Source organism: Sphingosinicellaceae bacterium (assembly GCA_019285715.1).
Taxonomy (GTDB): Bacteria; Pseudomonadota; Alphaproteobacteria; order Sphingomonadales; family Sphingomonadaceae; genus Glacieibacterium.
The window spans coordinates 541,511-556,630 of record CP079108.1 but is presented as its reverse complement, the minus strand read 5'-3'; the positions used below and the strand labels follow the sequence as shown (position 1 = coordinate 556,630).

The 15,120-nt window shown below is 68.4% G+C and carries 16 protein-coding genes; 5 read left to right on the top strand and 11 right to left on the bottom strand.

Annotated elements, in window-relative coordinates:
* Nucleotides 1-99 precede the first annotated feature (99 nt).
* Both thiL and nusB read right to left on the bottom strand, forming a co-directional pair.
* Nucleotides 100-1,038 carry a thiamine-phosphate kinase gene (thiL, locus tag KX816_02685; GenBank protein QXQ06985.1) on the bottom strand — a complete coding sequence of 313 codons (939 nt, stop codon included), beginning with the start codon at nt 1,036-1,038 and terminating at the stop codon, nt 100-102.
* Nucleotides 1,039-1,172: 134 nt separating this feature from the next.
* Nucleotides 1,173-1,634: a transcription antitermination factor NusB gene (gene nusB, locus KX816_02680; GenBank protein ID QXQ06984.1), complete on the bottom strand. Its 462-nt coding sequence runs from the start codon at nt 1,632-1,634 to the stop codon at nt 1,173-1,175.
* A 169-nt stretch (nt 1,635-1,803) separates the two neighbouring features.
* Between nusB and KX816_02675 the strand changes: the two genes are divergently transcribed.
* The gene (locus KX816_02675; protein QXQ06983.1) at nt 1,804-2,544 is read left to right on the top strand and encodes a PEPxxWA-CTERM sorting domain-containing protein; all 741 of its coding nucleotides are present in this window, start codon (nt 1,804-1,806) and stop codon (nt 2,542-2,544) included.
* A 19-nt stretch (nt 2,545-2,563) separates the two neighbouring features.
* Here the strand turns inward: KX816_02675 and ribH are convergent, their stop codons facing one another.
* The 9 genes from ribH to KX816_02630 all read right to left on the bottom strand — a co-directional run bounded on the left by ribH (nt 2,564) and on the right by KX816_02630 (nt 11,029).
* Nucleotides 2,564-2,989: a 6,7-dimethyl-8-ribityllumazine synthase gene (ribH, locus tag KX816_02670; GenBank protein QXQ06982.1), complete on the bottom strand. Its 426-nt coding sequence runs from the start codon at nt 2,987-2,989 to the stop codon at nt 2,564-2,566.
* Nucleotides 2,990-3,038: 49 nt separating this feature from the next.
* The gene (gene ribB, locus KX816_02665) at nt 3,039-4,310 is read right to left on the bottom strand and encodes a 3,4-dihydroxy-2-butanone-4-phosphate synthase (protein ID QXQ06981.1); all 1,272 of its coding nucleotides are present in this window, start codon (nt 4,308-4,310) and stop codon (nt 3,039-3,041) included.
* A 54-nt stretch (nt 4,311-4,364) separates the two neighbouring features.
* The gene (locus tag KX816_02660) at nt 4,365-4,973 is read right to left on the bottom strand and encodes a riboflavin synthase (protein ID QXQ06980.1); all 609 of its coding nucleotides are present in this window, start codon (nt 4,971-4,973) and stop codon (nt 4,365-4,367) included.
* A gap of 57 nt (nt 4,974-5,030) precedes the next feature.
* On the bottom strand, nt 5,031-5,996 hold the full coding sequence (gene ribD / locus KX816_02655) for a bifunctional diaminohydroxyphosphoribosylaminopyrimidine deaminase/5-amino-6-(5-phosphoribosylamino)uracil reductase RibD (GenBank protein ID QXQ08362.1): 966 nt from the start codon (nt 5,994-5,996) through the stop codon (nt 5,031-5,033).
* A 95-nt stretch (nt 5,997-6,091) separates the two neighbouring features.
* Nucleotides 6,092-6,631, bottom strand: coding sequence for a TonB family protein (locus KX816_02650; protein QXQ06979.1), 540 nt, complete (start codon nt 6,629-6,631; stop codon nt 6,092-6,094).
* Nucleotides 6,632-6,859: 228 nt separating this feature from the next.
* Nucleotides 6,860-7,162: a hypothetical protein gene (locus tag KX816_02645; GenBank protein ID QXQ06978.1), complete on the bottom strand. Its 303-nt coding sequence runs from the start codon at nt 7,160-7,162 to the stop codon at nt 6,860-6,862.
* Between the two features lie 51 nt (nt 7,163-7,213).
* Nucleotides 7,214-8,566: a glutamate--tRNA ligase gene (locus KX816_02640; protein QXQ06977.1), complete on the bottom strand. Its 1,353-nt coding sequence runs from the start codon at nt 8,564-8,566 to the stop codon at nt 7,214-7,216.
* Nucleotides 8,563-10,110 carry a 2-polyprenylphenol 6-hydroxylase gene (ubiB, locus tag KX816_02635; GenBank protein ID QXQ06976.1) on the bottom strand — a complete coding sequence of 516 codons (1,548 nt, stop codon included), beginning with the start codon at nt 10,108-10,110 and terminating at the stop codon, nt 8,563-8,565. The genes KX816_02640 and ubiB overlap by 4 nt, the downstream gene beginning before the upstream one ends.
* A gap of 172 nt (nt 10,111-10,282) precedes the next feature.
* A complete protein-coding gene (locus KX816_02630; protein ID QXQ06975.1) occupies nt 10,283-11,029 on the bottom strand; it encodes a class I SAM-dependent methyltransferase in 747 nt (248 codons plus the stop codon).
* Nucleotides 11,030-11,087: 58 nt separating this feature from the next.
* Here KX816_02630 and mutM point away from each other — a divergent pair, with 58 nt between their 5' ends.
* The 4 genes from mutM to dnaA all read left to right on the top strand — a co-directional run bounded on the left by mutM (nt 11,088) and on the right by dnaA (nt 15,019).
* Nucleotides 11,088-11,900, top strand: a complete 813-nt coding sequence (gene mutM, locus KX816_02625; protein QXQ06974.1) for a bifunctional DNA-formamidopyrimidine glycosylase/DNA-(apurinic or apyrimidinic site) lyase — start codon at nt 11,088-11,090, stop codon at nt 11,898-11,900.
* Between the two features lie 4 nt (nt 11,901-11,904).
* Entirely contained in the window at nt 11,905-12,681 is a 777-nt protein-coding gene (locus KX816_02620) for an enoyl-CoA hydratase (protein QXQ06973.1), read from the top strand.
* A 136-nt stretch (nt 12,682-12,817) separates the two neighbouring features.
* On the top strand, nt 12,818-13,081 hold the full coding sequence (gene rpsT / locus KX816_02615) for a 30S ribosomal protein S20 (protein QXQ08361.1): 264 nt from the start codon (nt 12,818-12,820) through the stop codon (nt 13,079-13,081).
* 507 nt (nt 13,082-13,588) lie between these two features.
* The gene (gene dnaA, locus KX816_02610) at nt 13,589-15,019 is read left to right on the top strand and encodes a chromosomal replication initiator protein DnaA (protein QXQ08360.1); all 1,431 of its coding nucleotides are present in this window, start codon (nt 13,589-13,591) and stop codon (nt 15,017-15,019) included.
* Nucleotides 15,020-15,120: the final 101 nt, after the last annotated feature.

The following is a 15,120-nucleotide window of genomic DNA, read 5'->3' as shown; positions in this document are numbered from 1 at the left end:
CTGAAACCCCCAGAATTTGGACGCCGCCATTCGAGGGCCGCGCAGTTTAATTGGCGCGGTTGTGGCAAACCGGTGACGATGTGGCAAGCAGCGCTACTGCTAGTGCTCGTAGCCGAGGCGCGTTGGGGTGAGGGGGCCCGAGGCGCCGAGGACCGCGACTCCCGTTCCCGAAACGATCCGGCCGATGCGGGTCAGCGGAACCTTGGCGGTGGCGAGCGCGGCGATACCGGCGTCGACAGGAGCGGTGAACAGCAACTCGTAGTCGTCGCCCGAGGTCGCGAACGCGAGGCGGGCTACCTCGCCATCGCCCGCGCGGGCGCGGGCTGCAGGGGACAGCGGGACCGCGCCCAGGTCGATCTCGACGGCGACACCGCTGGCTGCGGCCAGCCGCTCGGCGTCGATGAGCAGGCCGTCGGAGACGTCCATCGCGGCGTTGGCGAGGCCGACGAGGGTGCGGCCGAGGGCAAGGCGCGGGTCGGGACGGCGGTAGCGGTTGAGGAGGTATCTGTCGGAGGCTGCATCGCCCTGCGCCACCACCAGCCCGAGCCCGGCGTCGCCGATGGTGCCGCTCACCCAGACCTCGTCGCCGACATGCGCGCCGCCGCGCCCGAGCGCCGCGCCATGCTCGACATGACCGAGCGCCGTGCACCCGAGCACCGCCGCGCCGCCCCAGCTGACCGTGTCGCCGCCGAACAGCGCGACCTCGAAGTGGGTCAGCGCCCGCCCGAGCCCGGTAACGAAAGCGCGCAGCCAGTCGTCATCCTCGGCGGGTCCGAGCGTCACCCCGAGCAGCACGCCGGCCGGGGTCGCGCCCATCGCGGCGAGGTCCGACAGGTTCACCGCGAGCAGCTTCCAGGCGATGTCCGACGGTGGATCGGTGGCGAGGTAGTGGACCCCGCTCGCGATGGTGTCGTGGGTCAACACGACCTCGCGCCCGAGCGGCGGCGGCCACACCGCGGCGTCGTCGCTCAGGCCGCGTGCCGCCTTGTGCGTGGCCAACGGCGCGAGCAGGTCGGCGATCAGCTGACGCTCGCGCATGGGCTAGTGTGTCATCCCGGTGGCTACGCTGTCATCCCGGCGAACGCCGGGACCCAGCTTTAGCCGAGCCACGGCATTCCGAAGCCTTGGCACAGCTAGGTCCCGGCGTTCGCCGGGATGACAGCGAGAGGGCGCTACTCACGCACCCGCCGCGCCACCGTGTCGAGCAGCGCGTTGACGAAGCCGGCCTCGCGCGCCTCGTAGAAGGCATGGGCGACGTCGACATACTCGTCGACGACGGCGGCCGCCGGCACGTCGGGACGCGCGACCAGCTCGTAGACCCCAGAACGCAGCAGCGCGCGCATCGGGCGGTCGAGCCGATCGATCGCCCAGCCCTCGGCCAACGCCGCGGAGATCAATGTGTCGAGTTCGGCCTCACGGGCAACGGAGCCCGAGACCAGGTCGTTGAAGAAGTCGACGTCGGCTTCCCGGTACTCGGCGTCCTCGATGGTCGCGCCGAGGCGGTGGCGGTGGAACTCGTGGAGTAGTGCCGGGACCGAGCCGCCCGACATCTCGCGCTGGTACAATGCCTGCACCGCCGCCAGTCGCGCCGCCGATCTTGCACTGCCGGTGCGGGGTTTCTTCTTGGTGGCCATCGGCGCCCCTGTAGCGGGGTGAGGGTCCGCCGTCACCCCGCGCCCACCGCATGGCTGGCCCCCGCCTGGGCCCTCGTTACAGCCACGACGGACTTTCGATTAATTGACGAAGATTAACGAAACCGATCCACAGGCTTTGTCGGGGGACATTGCGTTCAGGGAGTTTACCATGCCTAAGTTGCTTGCTCTTGCCGTCCTGCTAGCGGCCGCCGCGCCGGCAGTCGCCGCGGATATCGTTACCGTCACACCCGCCAACCCGCCGAGTGGCGAAGCGCAGAGTCCGGCACCGTTCACTTACCGTGGCACGACCGGCAGCCGCACCCAGCAGGTCTATGCGTCGAGCTTCTTCAGCGGCGCACAGACGCTGACCGGGCTCGCGTTCCGGTCGACCCCGGGTTTCCACAACGGCGCGGACTACGGCAACGTCGTCATCCGCCTGTCGACGACGGCCTTCGGCGACGAGCAGGGCACGCCGCTGTCGTCGACCTTCGCCGATAACATCGGCAGCAACGTGACGACCGTCTTCGAGGGCGCGTTGTCGTTTGCTGCCGCCGCGACCGATGGCTTCGACTATGTCGTCAACTTCAGCAACGGCTTCAGCTACGATCCGTCGGCCGGCAATTTGCTGCTCGACGTGCTAATCCCGAACGGCACGTCGGTGTCGGGCCCGGGCTTCTTCCTCGCCTCCTACGACGTCGCCAACCAGTTCAACGACGGTGTCTACAGCGTCAATTCGGTGTTCGACGGCAACGCCACCACCGGCTTCGCCAACACCGCCGCGACGATCACCCAGTTCACGGGTACGGCTATCGGCGGTGCGGTGCCCGAGCCCGCGAGCTGGCTGCTGATGATCGGCGGCTTCGGGCTGGTCGGAGCCAACCTGCGCCGCCGCCGGGTCGCTGTCGCCTGAACTGCGGGGCGCTTCGCCGTCACTCGGCGGCGAAGCGCTCACCCACCGCGATCATCGCCAGCGCCGCCTTGGCCGCCTCGCCGCCCTTGTCCTTCTCGGTGCGGCGGGCGCGGGCCCAGGCCTGGGCCTCGTTCTCGACCGTGAGGATGCCGTTGCCGATCGCCAAGCCGTCGAGCGACAGCGCCATCAGGCCGCGCGCGCTTTCGCCGGCGACGATTTCAAAGTGATAGGTCTCGCCGCGGATGACGCAGCCGAGCGCAACGAAGCCGTCGAAACTGCCGCTCTCGCTGGCGCGCGCGACGGCTGCCGGGATCTCCAGTGCGCCGGGCACGGTCAGGGTTTCATGGGTCGCGCCGGCGGCCTCGAGCGCGGTACGGGCGCCATCGAGGAGGGCGTCGGCGAGGGCGTCGTAGAAGCGCGCTTCGACGATGAGGATGTGGGGCATGGTCGGTATTCCTGTGGTGCGGGGCTGCAGGTAGGGCGTAAGCGCAGTCCTACGCCGGTATCGCCTGCTCGCCGACCACGTCGAGCCCATAGCCCTGCAGCCCGACGATGTTGCGATGGGCGTTGGTCAGCAACACCATGTCCGTAACGCCGAGGTCGACGAGGATCTGCGCGCCGATGCCGTAGTCGCGGAGTTCGAAGGGCTCGCCCGCGCCGCGTGCGCGCATCTGGCTCGAGATGGCGTCCGGGCGCGCATCGCGGATGAGAACGACGATGCCTGCACCCGCTTCGCCGATCGCCTGCATCGAGCGCTGCAGCTGCCCGGCGCGGTCGCCGGTCTCGCCGAACAGGTCGGAGAACATGCTCATCGCGTGAACGCGGACGAGGGTCGGCCGGGTCGGGTCGATACGGCCCTTCTGGAGGACGATGTGCTCCGCGTATTCGGCCTTGTTGACGTAGGTCTTGGCGGTCCATTGGCCGCCGTAGATGCTGTCGAGCGGCACCTGAGCGATGCACTGGACGAGGTGGTCGTGGCGCAGCCGATAGGCGATCAGGTCGCGGATAGTGCCGATCTTGAGGCCGTGCGCGGCGGCGAATTCGAGCAGGTCGGGCAGGCGCGCCATCTCGCCGTCGTCCTTCATGATCTCGCAGATCACGCCCGACGGGTTCAGGCCGGCGAGCCGCGCGACGTCGACCGCGGCCTCGGTGTGCCCGGCGCGAACCAGCACGCCGCCGTCGCGCGCCACCAGCGGGAAGACGTGGCCCGGCGAGACGATGTGGGCGGCGTCCTTGCCGGCATCGATGGCGACCGAGATGGTCCGCGCCCGGTCGCCGGCCGAGATACCGGTGGTGACCCCGTCCCGGGCCTCGATGGAAACGGTGAAGGCGGTGGCGTGGCGGGTGCCGTTGTGCTGCGCCATCAGCGGCAGGCCGAGCGCCTTGACGCGGTCCGACGCGAGCGCGAGGCAGATCAGGCCGCGGCCGTAGCGGGCCATGAAGTTGATCGCATCCGGCGTCGCCATCTGCGCGGGAATGACGAGATCGCCCTCGTTTTCGCGGTCCTCGTCGTCGACCAGGATGAACATGCGGCCGTTGCGGGCCTCGTCGATAATTTCCTCAGGCGACGCCATGACGCGGCCCGAATGCTTGCCGGCGAGGTAGGATTCGAGCTTGCGGAGCGTGTCCGCGGTCGGGTTCCAGTCGGGATCGTCGAGGCTGCGCAGCGAGTTTGCATGAAGCCCGGCGGCGCGAGCGAGGCCCGACCGTGTCGTCGTACCGTCCGACACAAGGCTGCGGACGCGGTCGATCAACATACTGCTCATTGGCTTGCGTCCTACATTCCGATGTGACGCAAGGTAGAACCTCACATCAGAGTGTCAAGCGGCTGAGCTGGCTTCCTGCATGCGGCCAAGATAGCGCGCCAGCACGTCGATCTCGACATTGACGCTGGCGCCCGGTGTCATGGTTTCGCCGAGTGTCGTCCAGGCGGCGGTATGTGGGATGATGTTGACCCCGAACTCGACCCCGTCGCCGACATCGGCAACCGCGTTGACGGTCAGCGAGATGCCGTCGAGAGCGATCGAGCCCTTGGGCGCGATAAACCCGGCGATGGCCTTGGGCGCGACGAAGGTCAGGCGGGTCGAGTCGCCCTCGCCCACTGCCGAAACCAGCCGCGCGACCGCGTCGACATGGCCCTGCACGATGTGCCCGCCGAGTTCGTCGCCGACCTTCAGGGCGCGCTCGAGGTTGAGCCGCGATCCGGCCTGCCAACGGTCGGCGGTCTTCGAACGGGTCTCGCCCGAGACGTCGACCGCGAACCAGTCGGGACCCTTCTCGACCACGGTCAGGCAGACGCCGGAGCAGGCGATCGACGCCCCGAGCGCGACCCCGTCCAGCTCGTAGGCGGTGCGGATGCGGACGCGGAGGTCCCCGCGCGCCTCGGTGTCGATGACGGAGCCGATGTCGGTGATGATGCCGGTGAACATGCAGGTTAGGTAGCGACTGTGCGCCCCGCCGTCATCCCCGCAGCGGCGAGTGGTCCGTCAGCGCGTCCGTTCGTAAACTTCGAGCAGATCGACGCCGAGCGCCCGCACCTCGCTGCGCCGCCAGCGACCGTGCGCTGCGTCGAGGCTGCCCAGCCCGAGATCGCCGATCCCGCGCATCCCGCCGAGCACGATCGGCGCGCGATAAATCAGCAGCCGGTCGACCCTGTCGATGGCGAGGAGCGCCGTCGCCACCCCCGCGCCGCCCTCGACGAGCACAATCGACACCTCGGGCATCGCATCGATCTCGGCGATGTCGCGGAGAAGCAGCGCACCGGCGATGCGCCGGTCGGCGGGGATCGCTGTCAGCGAGCGGCTGAGCACTGCCGGGCGCGGGCGTCGCCCCTCCGGTCCCGGCAGGCGCACGTCGAGCGTGGGATCATCGGCTTCGAGGGTGCCGCGCCCGACAACGATCATGTCGCTGCGCGCGCGTTCGAGGTGCGCGTGGGCACGTGCCTCGGGCCCGGTAATCCACTGGCTGTGGCCATCCGCGAGCGCCAGGCAGCCATCGAGCGACAGCGCCAGCTTGAGGGTGATGAACGGCTGGCCGCGCAACTGGCGGCTGAAGAAGCCCGCAGCAACGCCCCTCGCCTCGGCCTCGCGAACGCCGACGACAACCTCGATACCCGCAGCGCGGAGCCGGGCGATGCCTGCGCCGGCGGTTCGCGGGTCCGGGTCGACGACGGCGACCACCACCCGGGCCACACCCGCCTCGACCAGCAGCCCCGAGCAGTTGGGGCCGCGCGCCGAGTCGTGGGCGCAGGGTTCGAGAGTGACGTAGGCGGTGCCGCCGCGGGCCGCCTCGTTTGCCTCGGCCAGTGCGACCGCCTCGGCGTGCGGCCGTCCGCCGGGCTGGGTCCAGCCGCGCCCGACAACCTGGCCATTCATGACCAGCACGCAGCCAACGCTCGGATTGGGTGCGGTCAGCCCGAGGCCGCGCCCGGCCAACTCCAGCGCCGCGCCCATCCAGTGGTCGTCGTTGTCCCTGTTGCCGGGACGGTCGTCCTTATTGGCCGAGATAGCGTTCATCGCCCCTGCTTAGGCGACAAGCGCGGCGGCTGCTAACCCTGGAGAAGGCGGAAGGTAACCGGCACCTCGCGCTCCGCCTCGACTGGCGCGCCGTCACGCAGCGCGGGTACGAAGCGCCATTTGGCCAGCGCCCGCTTGAGCGCTGCGTCGTCGAGACGGGGGAAGCCGCTCGATTGCGCGATGCTGGCGCGGACGACCCGCCCGTCGATGCCGACGACGACCCGCACGACGACGGTCCCGGCCTCGCCGAGGCGCTGCGACGCGGGCGGGTACGGTGCCTCGAAGTCGGCACGGTAGCGCGGGTCGATCGCGGCGCTGCGGGTGATGCCAGCGGGCGGCTTGACGATTTCGACCGTGCCGCCCGAGAGCCCCGCGATGATATCGCCGTCGACACCGCCAGTGGGATCGAGGGTCAGCGGCACCGTGTCGTCGGCCTTGGGCGTGTCGAATTGGTTGATCACGGGTTCGGGCACCGAGACGACGACCTTGTCGAAGATCGTCTTTGGAACCTCCGCGTTGGTCCGAGGCGGCGGCGTGTCGGGGATCTGCGTCGTCGGGATCGATCGGAACAATTGTGGATCGGGGGTGACGACCCCGAAGCCGATCAGCGCTGCGGCGACGAAGCCGCGTGAAGCGCGACGGTGACGGCGAGACCGGCTGGATTACGGCGGCTCGCGGGACCCGCACTGGCGTAGTACATGACGACCCTCCCAAGAGTTTGCCACGCGCCTGCCGGTTTTTGCGGTCCGTCACGACGCCGAAACGATCATAACAGGTTTCGAAACGATTAAGACGTCAGCCTAGTTGACCCGGTCCTTTGCCGGTGCTGCAAGATAACGATCATATTCGGCTTGCGCCAGCTTACGTTTTTCGGGCGGGAGCGAAGAAATGTAGGCACGCGATGCTTGCAGTCGCCGGGCGAGGTCTGCGGCTTCACGACTACGGTCGTCGAGTGCGTCCTGGCGCGTCCGGTTGGCGCCCCAGCTGTTGACGTAAATGATGTTCTCGACGCGCTCCAGACGCTCGGCACCGCCGCCGGCGTAAAAGCCGAGGCCGATCAGCACCGTCGCCAGCACGGCACCGCTGCCGACCAGCAGCCGCATCCGGCGCGTCTCGGCAGCGTTGGGATTGAGATACGACACGGCGGGCTCCGGCTAGGTCTCAGGCGAAGATAAGCTACCGGCGGCGCTCGACAAGCGCGCCAATGCCGCGTCGCGCCCGATCAACGGCAGCAGCGCCGCCATCTCGGGACCGTGGTCGCGCCCGGTCAGCGCCTGGCGGAGCGGCTGGAACAGCGCGCGGCCCTTGCGCCCCGACGCCGCCTTGAGCGTCCCGGTCCAAGCGTGCCAGACGTCGCCCTCCCACGGCAGGGCAGCGAGGGCGTCCCGGGCTTCGGCGATGAAGGCGCGATCGTCGGTAGCGACTGCAGGCTCGATCTCGCCCGCGACGACCTGCCACCACGCGGCAGCCTCGGCGACGGTCGCAAGATTGCCGCGCACCGCCAGCCATGCTGCCTCGGTCATGCTGTCGGGCAGGCGACCGCGGACAGCAGCGAAGTCGAGCAGGTGGACGGTGCGGGCGTTGAGCTGGGCCAACTCGTCGGGGGCGAAGCGGGCCGTCGCCCGGCTGAAATGTCCAAAGTCGAAACCCGCGACCAATGCGTCGAGGCTGCTGACCGGCTCGACCGACTCGCTGGTGCCGATGCGGGCGAGCAGCGCCGCGACCGCCTGCGGCTCGATACCCGCAGCCCGCCACGCATCGACTCCTTCCGAGGCGAGCCGCTTCGACAGCGCGGCGTCCGCGCCGGTCAGCAGCGCGAGATGCGCGAACTTTGGCGGCGTGGCTCCGAGCGCGGCGAACATCTGCAGCTGGACGCCGGAGTTCGTGACATGGTCCTCGCCGCGCGCGAGCAGCGTGACGCCGAGATCGATGTCGTCGACGACCGATGGCAGCATGTACAACCACGTCCCGTCGGCCCGGCGAACGACCGGGTCGCTCAACGAAGCGGGGTCAACGTGGCACTCGCCGCGAATGGCATCGTTCCAGACAACGGGTACAGCGATGTCGAGCCGGAAGCGCCAGTGCGGGGTGATCCCTTCGGCCGCGAAACGCGCGTGGTCAGCTTCGGTCAGCGCCAGCGCGGCACGGTCGTAGACCGGGGGCTTGTTCTGCGACGCCTGGACCTTACGCTTGATGTCGAGTTCGACCGCGCTCTCGTAGGCACGGTAGGCGCGGCCTTGGGCGGCGAGACGTTCGAGCGCCGCCTGATACAGCGCGAACCGCTCCGACTGGCGGATGCTGCGGTCGGGGACCAGCCCAAGCCAGCCGAGGTCGGCGTGGATGGCGTCGACATAGCGCTCCTCCGACCGCGCAAGGTCGGTGTCGTCGACGCGGAGGATGAATTCGCCACCGGCCGCCTTCGCCGCGAGCCAGTTGACCAGCGCGGTGCGGACGTTGCCGGCGTGGATGCGACCGGTCGGGCTCGGGGCAAAGCGGGTGACGGTCACAGCAGTGCCCCGACGCCGACCCCGATCGCGACGAGCACCGCCCCGCCCAGCCAGGTCCACACGCCGCCGCCGACCACCCGGGCGCGGACCTTCACCTCGGGGGCTTCCTCGACGAGCTTCGCCGTCGCGGGGGCTGCGCCCTCGACGGGCACCTTGTCGATCAGCTGGCGCAGCACGCGCGGCAGCTCGCGAAGCGCCCGAAAATTGCGGACGAAGCTGTCTGCCAGCCGCGCCTCGGGACCGAGTTCGTCGCGCATCCAGTCGCTGACGAACGGCGCCGCGACCTCCCACATGTTGACCTGCGGATCGAGGCTGAGTGCGACCCCCTCGACCATCACCATCGTCTTCTGGAGCAGCAGCAGGTGCGGCTGGACCGCCATTTCGAAGCTGCGGGTGATCGAGAACAGCCCGTCGAGCATGTCCGAGATCGAGATGTCGCGTACCGGCAGGCCCCGGATCGGCTCGCCGACAGCGCGCAGCGCGGTGGCGAACTCGCCGACATCGTGGTGCGGCGGCACGTAGCCCGCCTCGAAGTGGATTTCCGCGACGCGCTTGTAGTCGCCGGTGATCAGCCCGTAGAGAATCTCCGCGAGGTAGACGCGAGCGCGCCGGTCGAGACGGCCCATGATGCCGAAGTCGACGACCGCAATCCGCCCGTCCTGAAGCACGAACAGATTGCCCTGGTGCATGTCGGCGTGGAAGAACCCCTCGGCGATCGCCTGTCGCAGGAAGCTCCGGACCAGCGTCGCAGCCAGCCGCTTCCGGTCGAGGCCGAGCGCTGCGACCCCGGCAGCATCCGACAATTTGACGCCGTCGATCCAGTCGATCGTGAGGACCCGGCGCGTGGTGCGGGCCCAGTCGATGCCGGGCACGAAGAATTCTGGCTCGGCCTGCATCGAGGCGGCGAGCTCGGACGCGGACGCGGCCTCGCGGCGCAGGTCGAGCTCGGCGAGGCTCCACGACTTGAAGCTGGCGATGACCGCGCGGGGCCGCAGCCGCTGGGCCTCGCCGCCGAGCTTCTCGACGTGCGCGGCCGCCCATTCGTAAGTGTCGATCGCCTCTGTGATGGCGCGCTCGATGCCGGGGCGGAGGATCTTGATCGCCACCGTCCGCCCGTCGGTCGTGACGGCGCGGTGGACCTGCGCGATCGACGCCGCCCCGACGGGAACCGGGTCGATACTCGTGAACAGCCGCTGCCAAGGGCCGCCGTACGCATCGACGAGCGCCGCCTCGATAACCTCGAAGCCGACCGGCGGCAGCGAGTCCTGCAGCCGCGACAGGTCGTGCGCCGCATCGATGCCGATCAGGTCGGCGCGGGTCGCGAGCGCTTGTCCGAGCTTGATCGCGGCCGGACCGATCGCCTCGAAGGCGCGGGCATATTCGGGAATCTTTGGAGCGAAAGTCCCCAACCGCATCGCCCACGCCAGCCGCCGCAGCCCGGCGGGCGCGTTGCGGTCGGCTTCGACCGGCCGCAGCGCGCCGTGCTTGCCGAGGATGCGGCCCCAGCGCGCGAGGCGGACGGCATGGGTCAGGGACGAGGTCATCTACCCTCCCCCCTGGGGGGGAGGGACAGGTCGCCCTTCAGCGACCAGGGAGAGGGAGGGGTGGGGATGTGCCGAGTAAGCCCGACCGGCGTAAGCCGAAAGACGTCCCTCTCCCCGGGCCGCGCCAAGTGGCGCGTCTCTCGCTCTCTCCCCTGCGGAGCGTGGGAGATGCTCAAACTTTCCAGCCGCTGTGGATCGCGACCAGGCCGCCCAGGATCGGCCGCGCCTTGACCTGCGCGAACCCGGCCGCTGCAATCATCCCCGCGAACTCGCCCATCGGCGGGAAGCGGCGGATGCTCTCGATCAGGTAACGATACGACGCCTCGTCTTTCGCGACGTACTTGCCGATCTGGGGCACGAGCTTCTCGGAATACTGGTCGTAGATCTTGCCGAAGCCGGGCCATTCGGTGGTCGAGAACTCCAGGCAGAAAAACCGCCCACCAAAGCGCAACACCCGGTGCGCTTCCTTCAGCGCGGCGGGGATATCGGTGACGTTCCGGATGCCGAAGGCGATGGTGTAGGCGTCGTAGCTGGTCGACGGCGCGGTCAGCGTCTCGGCGTTCTGCTCCTGCCAGACGAGGCCGGTCAGGCCGCGCTTGGCGGCGCGCTCGATGCCGACCTCGAGCATAGCCGGGTTGATGTCTGCCACAGTCACCGCCGCCCCTTTGGCGGCCATCCGAAACGCGATGTCGCCAGTGCCGCCGGCCATGTCGAGGATCTGCTCGCCGGGACGCGGCTTCAGCATCCGGACGAACTCGTCCTTCCAGCCGCGGTGGAGGCCGCCCGACATCAGGTCGTTCATCAGGTCGTAGCGCTTCGCCACGCTCGCAAAGACCTCGCCGACGCGGGCGGTCTTTTCCTCGCGCGGCACCTGTTCGTACCCGAAGCTGACTGTGTCGTGGGAAACGGGCTCGTTCATGGTCGCGGGGTCTAGCCGAGGCTTGGCAGAGGGGCAAACCGGTCATAGGACGCAGGGGATGCCCGAACTTCCCGAAGTCGAGACGACGGTGCGCGGGCTGCGGCGTGTGCTCGACGGGCGGTGCTTGACACGAGTCGAGCTTCACCGTGCCGACCTGCGCCGCGCCTTCCCCGACGGCCTCGTCCAGCGGCTCGTCGGCGCGCGGATCACCGGGCTCTCGCGCCGCGCCAAATACGGACTGATCGCCACCGACCGCGACGACACGCTGATCTTCCACCTCGGCATGTCGGGGCGGATGCGGCTCGATCCGACCGAGATCGAGAAGCACGACCATGCCGTCTTCACGACCGACGACGGGCATGTCGTGGCGTTCAACGATGCCCGGCGCTTCGGATCGCTCGACCTCGTGCCGACCGCGGAGCTGGATGCTTACCCGGCCCTCGCCGCACTCGGCCCCGAGCCGCTGGGAGCCGACCTGACCGCCCACCTGCGCGCCGCCTTCAAGGGCCGCATCGCGCCGGTTAAAGCCCTGCTCCTCGACCAGCGCGTCGTCGCCGGGCTGGGCAACATCTACGTCTGCGAGGCGCTCAACTGCGCCCGCATCCACCCAGCCAAGGCGGGTGGCATGGTGCCAGCCGCCAAGATCAAGGCTCTCGCCGCCGCGATCCCTATCGTGCTGGAAGACGCCATCAAGGCCGGCGGCTCGACTTTACGTGACTTTGCACAGGTTGACGGCACGCTGGGCTATTTCCAGAAGAGCTTCCGAGTCTATGGCCGCGAGGGGCTGCCCTGCCCGCGCGACGGTCACAGTATCAAGCGCATCGTCCAGAGCGGGCGATCGAGCTTCTTTTGCAGCTGGTGCCAGAGGTAATCCAATGCCCTATTCGACGATCATTCTCGAGCGTGTCGGCCGCGTTGGGGTCATTACCCTCAACCGGCCCGAGGCGCTGAACGCCCTCAACCACCGCCTGACCAGCGAGATCGGCGAGGGCCTGCGCGAGCTCGACGCCGACGCGGGCATCGGCTGCATCGTGCTGACCGGCGCGGGCAAGGCGTTCGCGGCGGGTGCCGACATCAAGGAAATGGCCCCAAAGAGCTTCGCCGACGTCTACGGCGAGGACTTCATCACCGCGACCTGGGAGGAGCTGACCCGGACCCGCAAGCCGACGATCGCCGCGGTCAACGGCTTCGCGCTCGGCGGCGGCTGCGAATTCGCGATGATGTGCGACATGGCGTTCGCCAGCGAGGCGGCGAAGTTCGGCCAGCCCGAGATCAAGCTCGGCGTCATCCCCGGCTCGGGCGGGTCGCAGCGGCTGACGCGCTCGGTCGGCAAGGCGGTGGCGATGGACCTGATCCTGACGGGTCGCCTAATCGACGCAGCGGAAGCGCTGCGCATCGGCCTGGTCGCGCGGATCTATCCGGGCGACCAACTGCTGCCGGAGACGATGAAGACCGCCGAGCAGATCGCCGGCTACGGTCTGTTGTCGGTCCTGGCCGCGAAGGAGGCGGTCAACCGCGCCTTCGAGACGACGCTGAGCGAGGGCGTCCGCTTCGAGCGCCGCCTGTTCCACGGCCTGTTCGGGACGGCGGACCAGAAGGAAGGCATGGCGGCATTCATCGACAAGCGGCCGGCAGCATTTACACACCGCTAGGATCGAGGCGCGCGTGTACGCCGAGCCTTGACGACAGGCTCTGCCGCCTATAGTGACGCCGCCTTCCGGTTCGGGGGTCACTCCGTGCCGCGGCATCGGTTGGGTCCGGTGCGAACCTGGTTTCTTGAGGACGATAATGGCCAATACGCCGCAAGCTGAAAAGCGCATCCGCCGCAACGATCGCCGCGCCGAGATCAACAAGGCGCGGGTCAGCCGCATCCGCACCTTCGTCAAGCGGGTCGAGTCGGCGATCGAGACCGGCGCCAAGGAAGCCGCCGTCGCAGCGCTTGCCGCGGCCCAGCCGGAGATGATGCGTGGCGTCTCGAAGGGTGTCCTGCACAAGAACACCGTCAGCCGTAAAATCTCGCGCCTGTCGAAGCGGGTCGCCGCGCTCGCCTGAACGAAGCCATTCAGCTTCAATTTTGAAGGCCGCCCGAGTCGGGCGGCCTTTTTCGTTTGGAAGCAATAGCTTAGGTTTCTTGTGACGTTAGTCGAATCTTGACGACCGTCACGTATACGTCACGAAACATCAACGATTTGGCAACATTTGCCGAAAAATCACGCCTTTTCGTGTCAACGACTTTATTTCAGTTTCGCGCAGATTCGGACCCTTGATCGGCATTTTTGAAGGGTGCTTAGTGGGTCGACGGCCAAGCGCCGCGGGGGGAAACTTCCCAATCGATTCGGGACGAAAACACCGTGAAGACGCGGGCCGGAAGGCCTGTGTCTGCGTCTGAAGCTCTGCGTTCGTGGAGTTATGATCGTAGAGTGCCGTGCCCGAACCGGCAGGGATTTTGACAATGACCGGTCGCACCAGCGACCGGCGGCTGGGAGGCGTTCGACGGTGGGTTGGGGAGTGGGACAGAGCGATTTGACGGCGAATCTGTCCATGACGAATGCATCGTTGATGCCAGGCGCGCGGGCACCGCGCTTCACCGATGCCGGGCCCCGTGCTTCCGCCTTGTTCGCCGCCGCCCGCCCCGAGCCCGCGCGCCTAGTACCCAGCCCGCGTGCCGCTACCGCCTGGACCAATATCCTTTCTGCGCTCCGCGACGAGTGTGGCGTCCCGACCTTCGAATCGTGGCTGCGGCCGCTGGCGCTGGTTGGCGTCGACGGTGACACGGTGCACCTCGCGGCCCCGAGTCACTTCCTCGCGGATTGGGTGTCGAGCAACTTCCTCGAGCGCCTGCGGACGCACTGGATTGCCCAGCTGCCCGGCGTCCGCCACATCGCGCTGGCGGTGCGGAGCGATGTCGCGCCTGCCCCGCTACCCGCCACCGCAGCACCGCTCAGCCAGCAGTCCACCCCCTGCATCGGGCTGCCGCTCGAGCCCCGCTACAGCTTCGACAGCTTCGTCGTCGGCAAGTCGAACGAACTCGCCTACAATGCCGCGCAGACACTGGCGGGCAGTGGCCCGGTCAGCTTCAATCCGCTGTTCCTCCACGGCACCACGGGCCTCGGCAAGACCCACCTCATGCACGCCATCGGTGGCGAGCTTATCGCGCGTGAGCCGAACGCCAAGGTCGCCTATCTGTCGGCCGAGAAGTTCATGGTCGAGTTCCTCGCCGCGCTCCGCGCCAAGGACACGATCAGCTTCAAGCAGCGGCTGCGTTCGGTCGACCTGCTGATGATCGACGACGTGCAGTTCATCGCCGGCAAGGAATCGACACAGGAAGAATTCTTCCACACGATGAACGAGATCATCAGCGCCGGTAAGCGCCTGGTGATCACCGCCGACCGCTCGCCCCAGAACCTCGAGGGCATCCAGGAGCGCATCCTCAGCCGGATGGCGTGGGGGCTGGTCGCCGACATCAACGCCGCCGACTACGAGCTCCGCCTCAACATCCTGCACAGCAAGGCCGCCGCGATGCACGGCGTCGAGGTGCCAGCCGAGGTCATCGACTTCCTGGCGCGCAAGATCACCGCCAACGTCCGCGAGCTGGAAGGCGCGCTCAACCGCGTCGTCGCCTACGCGCGGCTGGTCGGCAAGCCGGTGACCATCGAGTTTACGCGCGAGACGCTCGCCGACCTGCTCCGCGCCCACGAGAAGAAGGTCACGATCGACGATATCCAGCGCAAGGTCGCCGAGTACTTCGGCCTCAAGCTGACCGATCTGCTTTCGGCGCGGCGGGCGGTCGAGGTGGCGCGACCGCGGCAGGTCGCGATGTACCTCGCCAAGAAGCTGACCCCGCGCTCGCTGCCGGAGATCGGGCGGCGTTTCGGCGGGCGCGACCACACCACCGTCATGCACGCGGTCAAGCGCATCGACGAGCTCCGCGCCAAGGATCCCGAGCTCGACGGCGACGTCGCGCAGTTGACCCGGCTGCTCGACAGCTGAGGCCGGGCCGCAGCCCGGCCGGTAGGGCCTGCAGCGACGGTGTGGCTGCCCCGCCATTCAGTGCCCTTGCCAGGCAGGCGTCTTCGTCACATGCCCCTGTC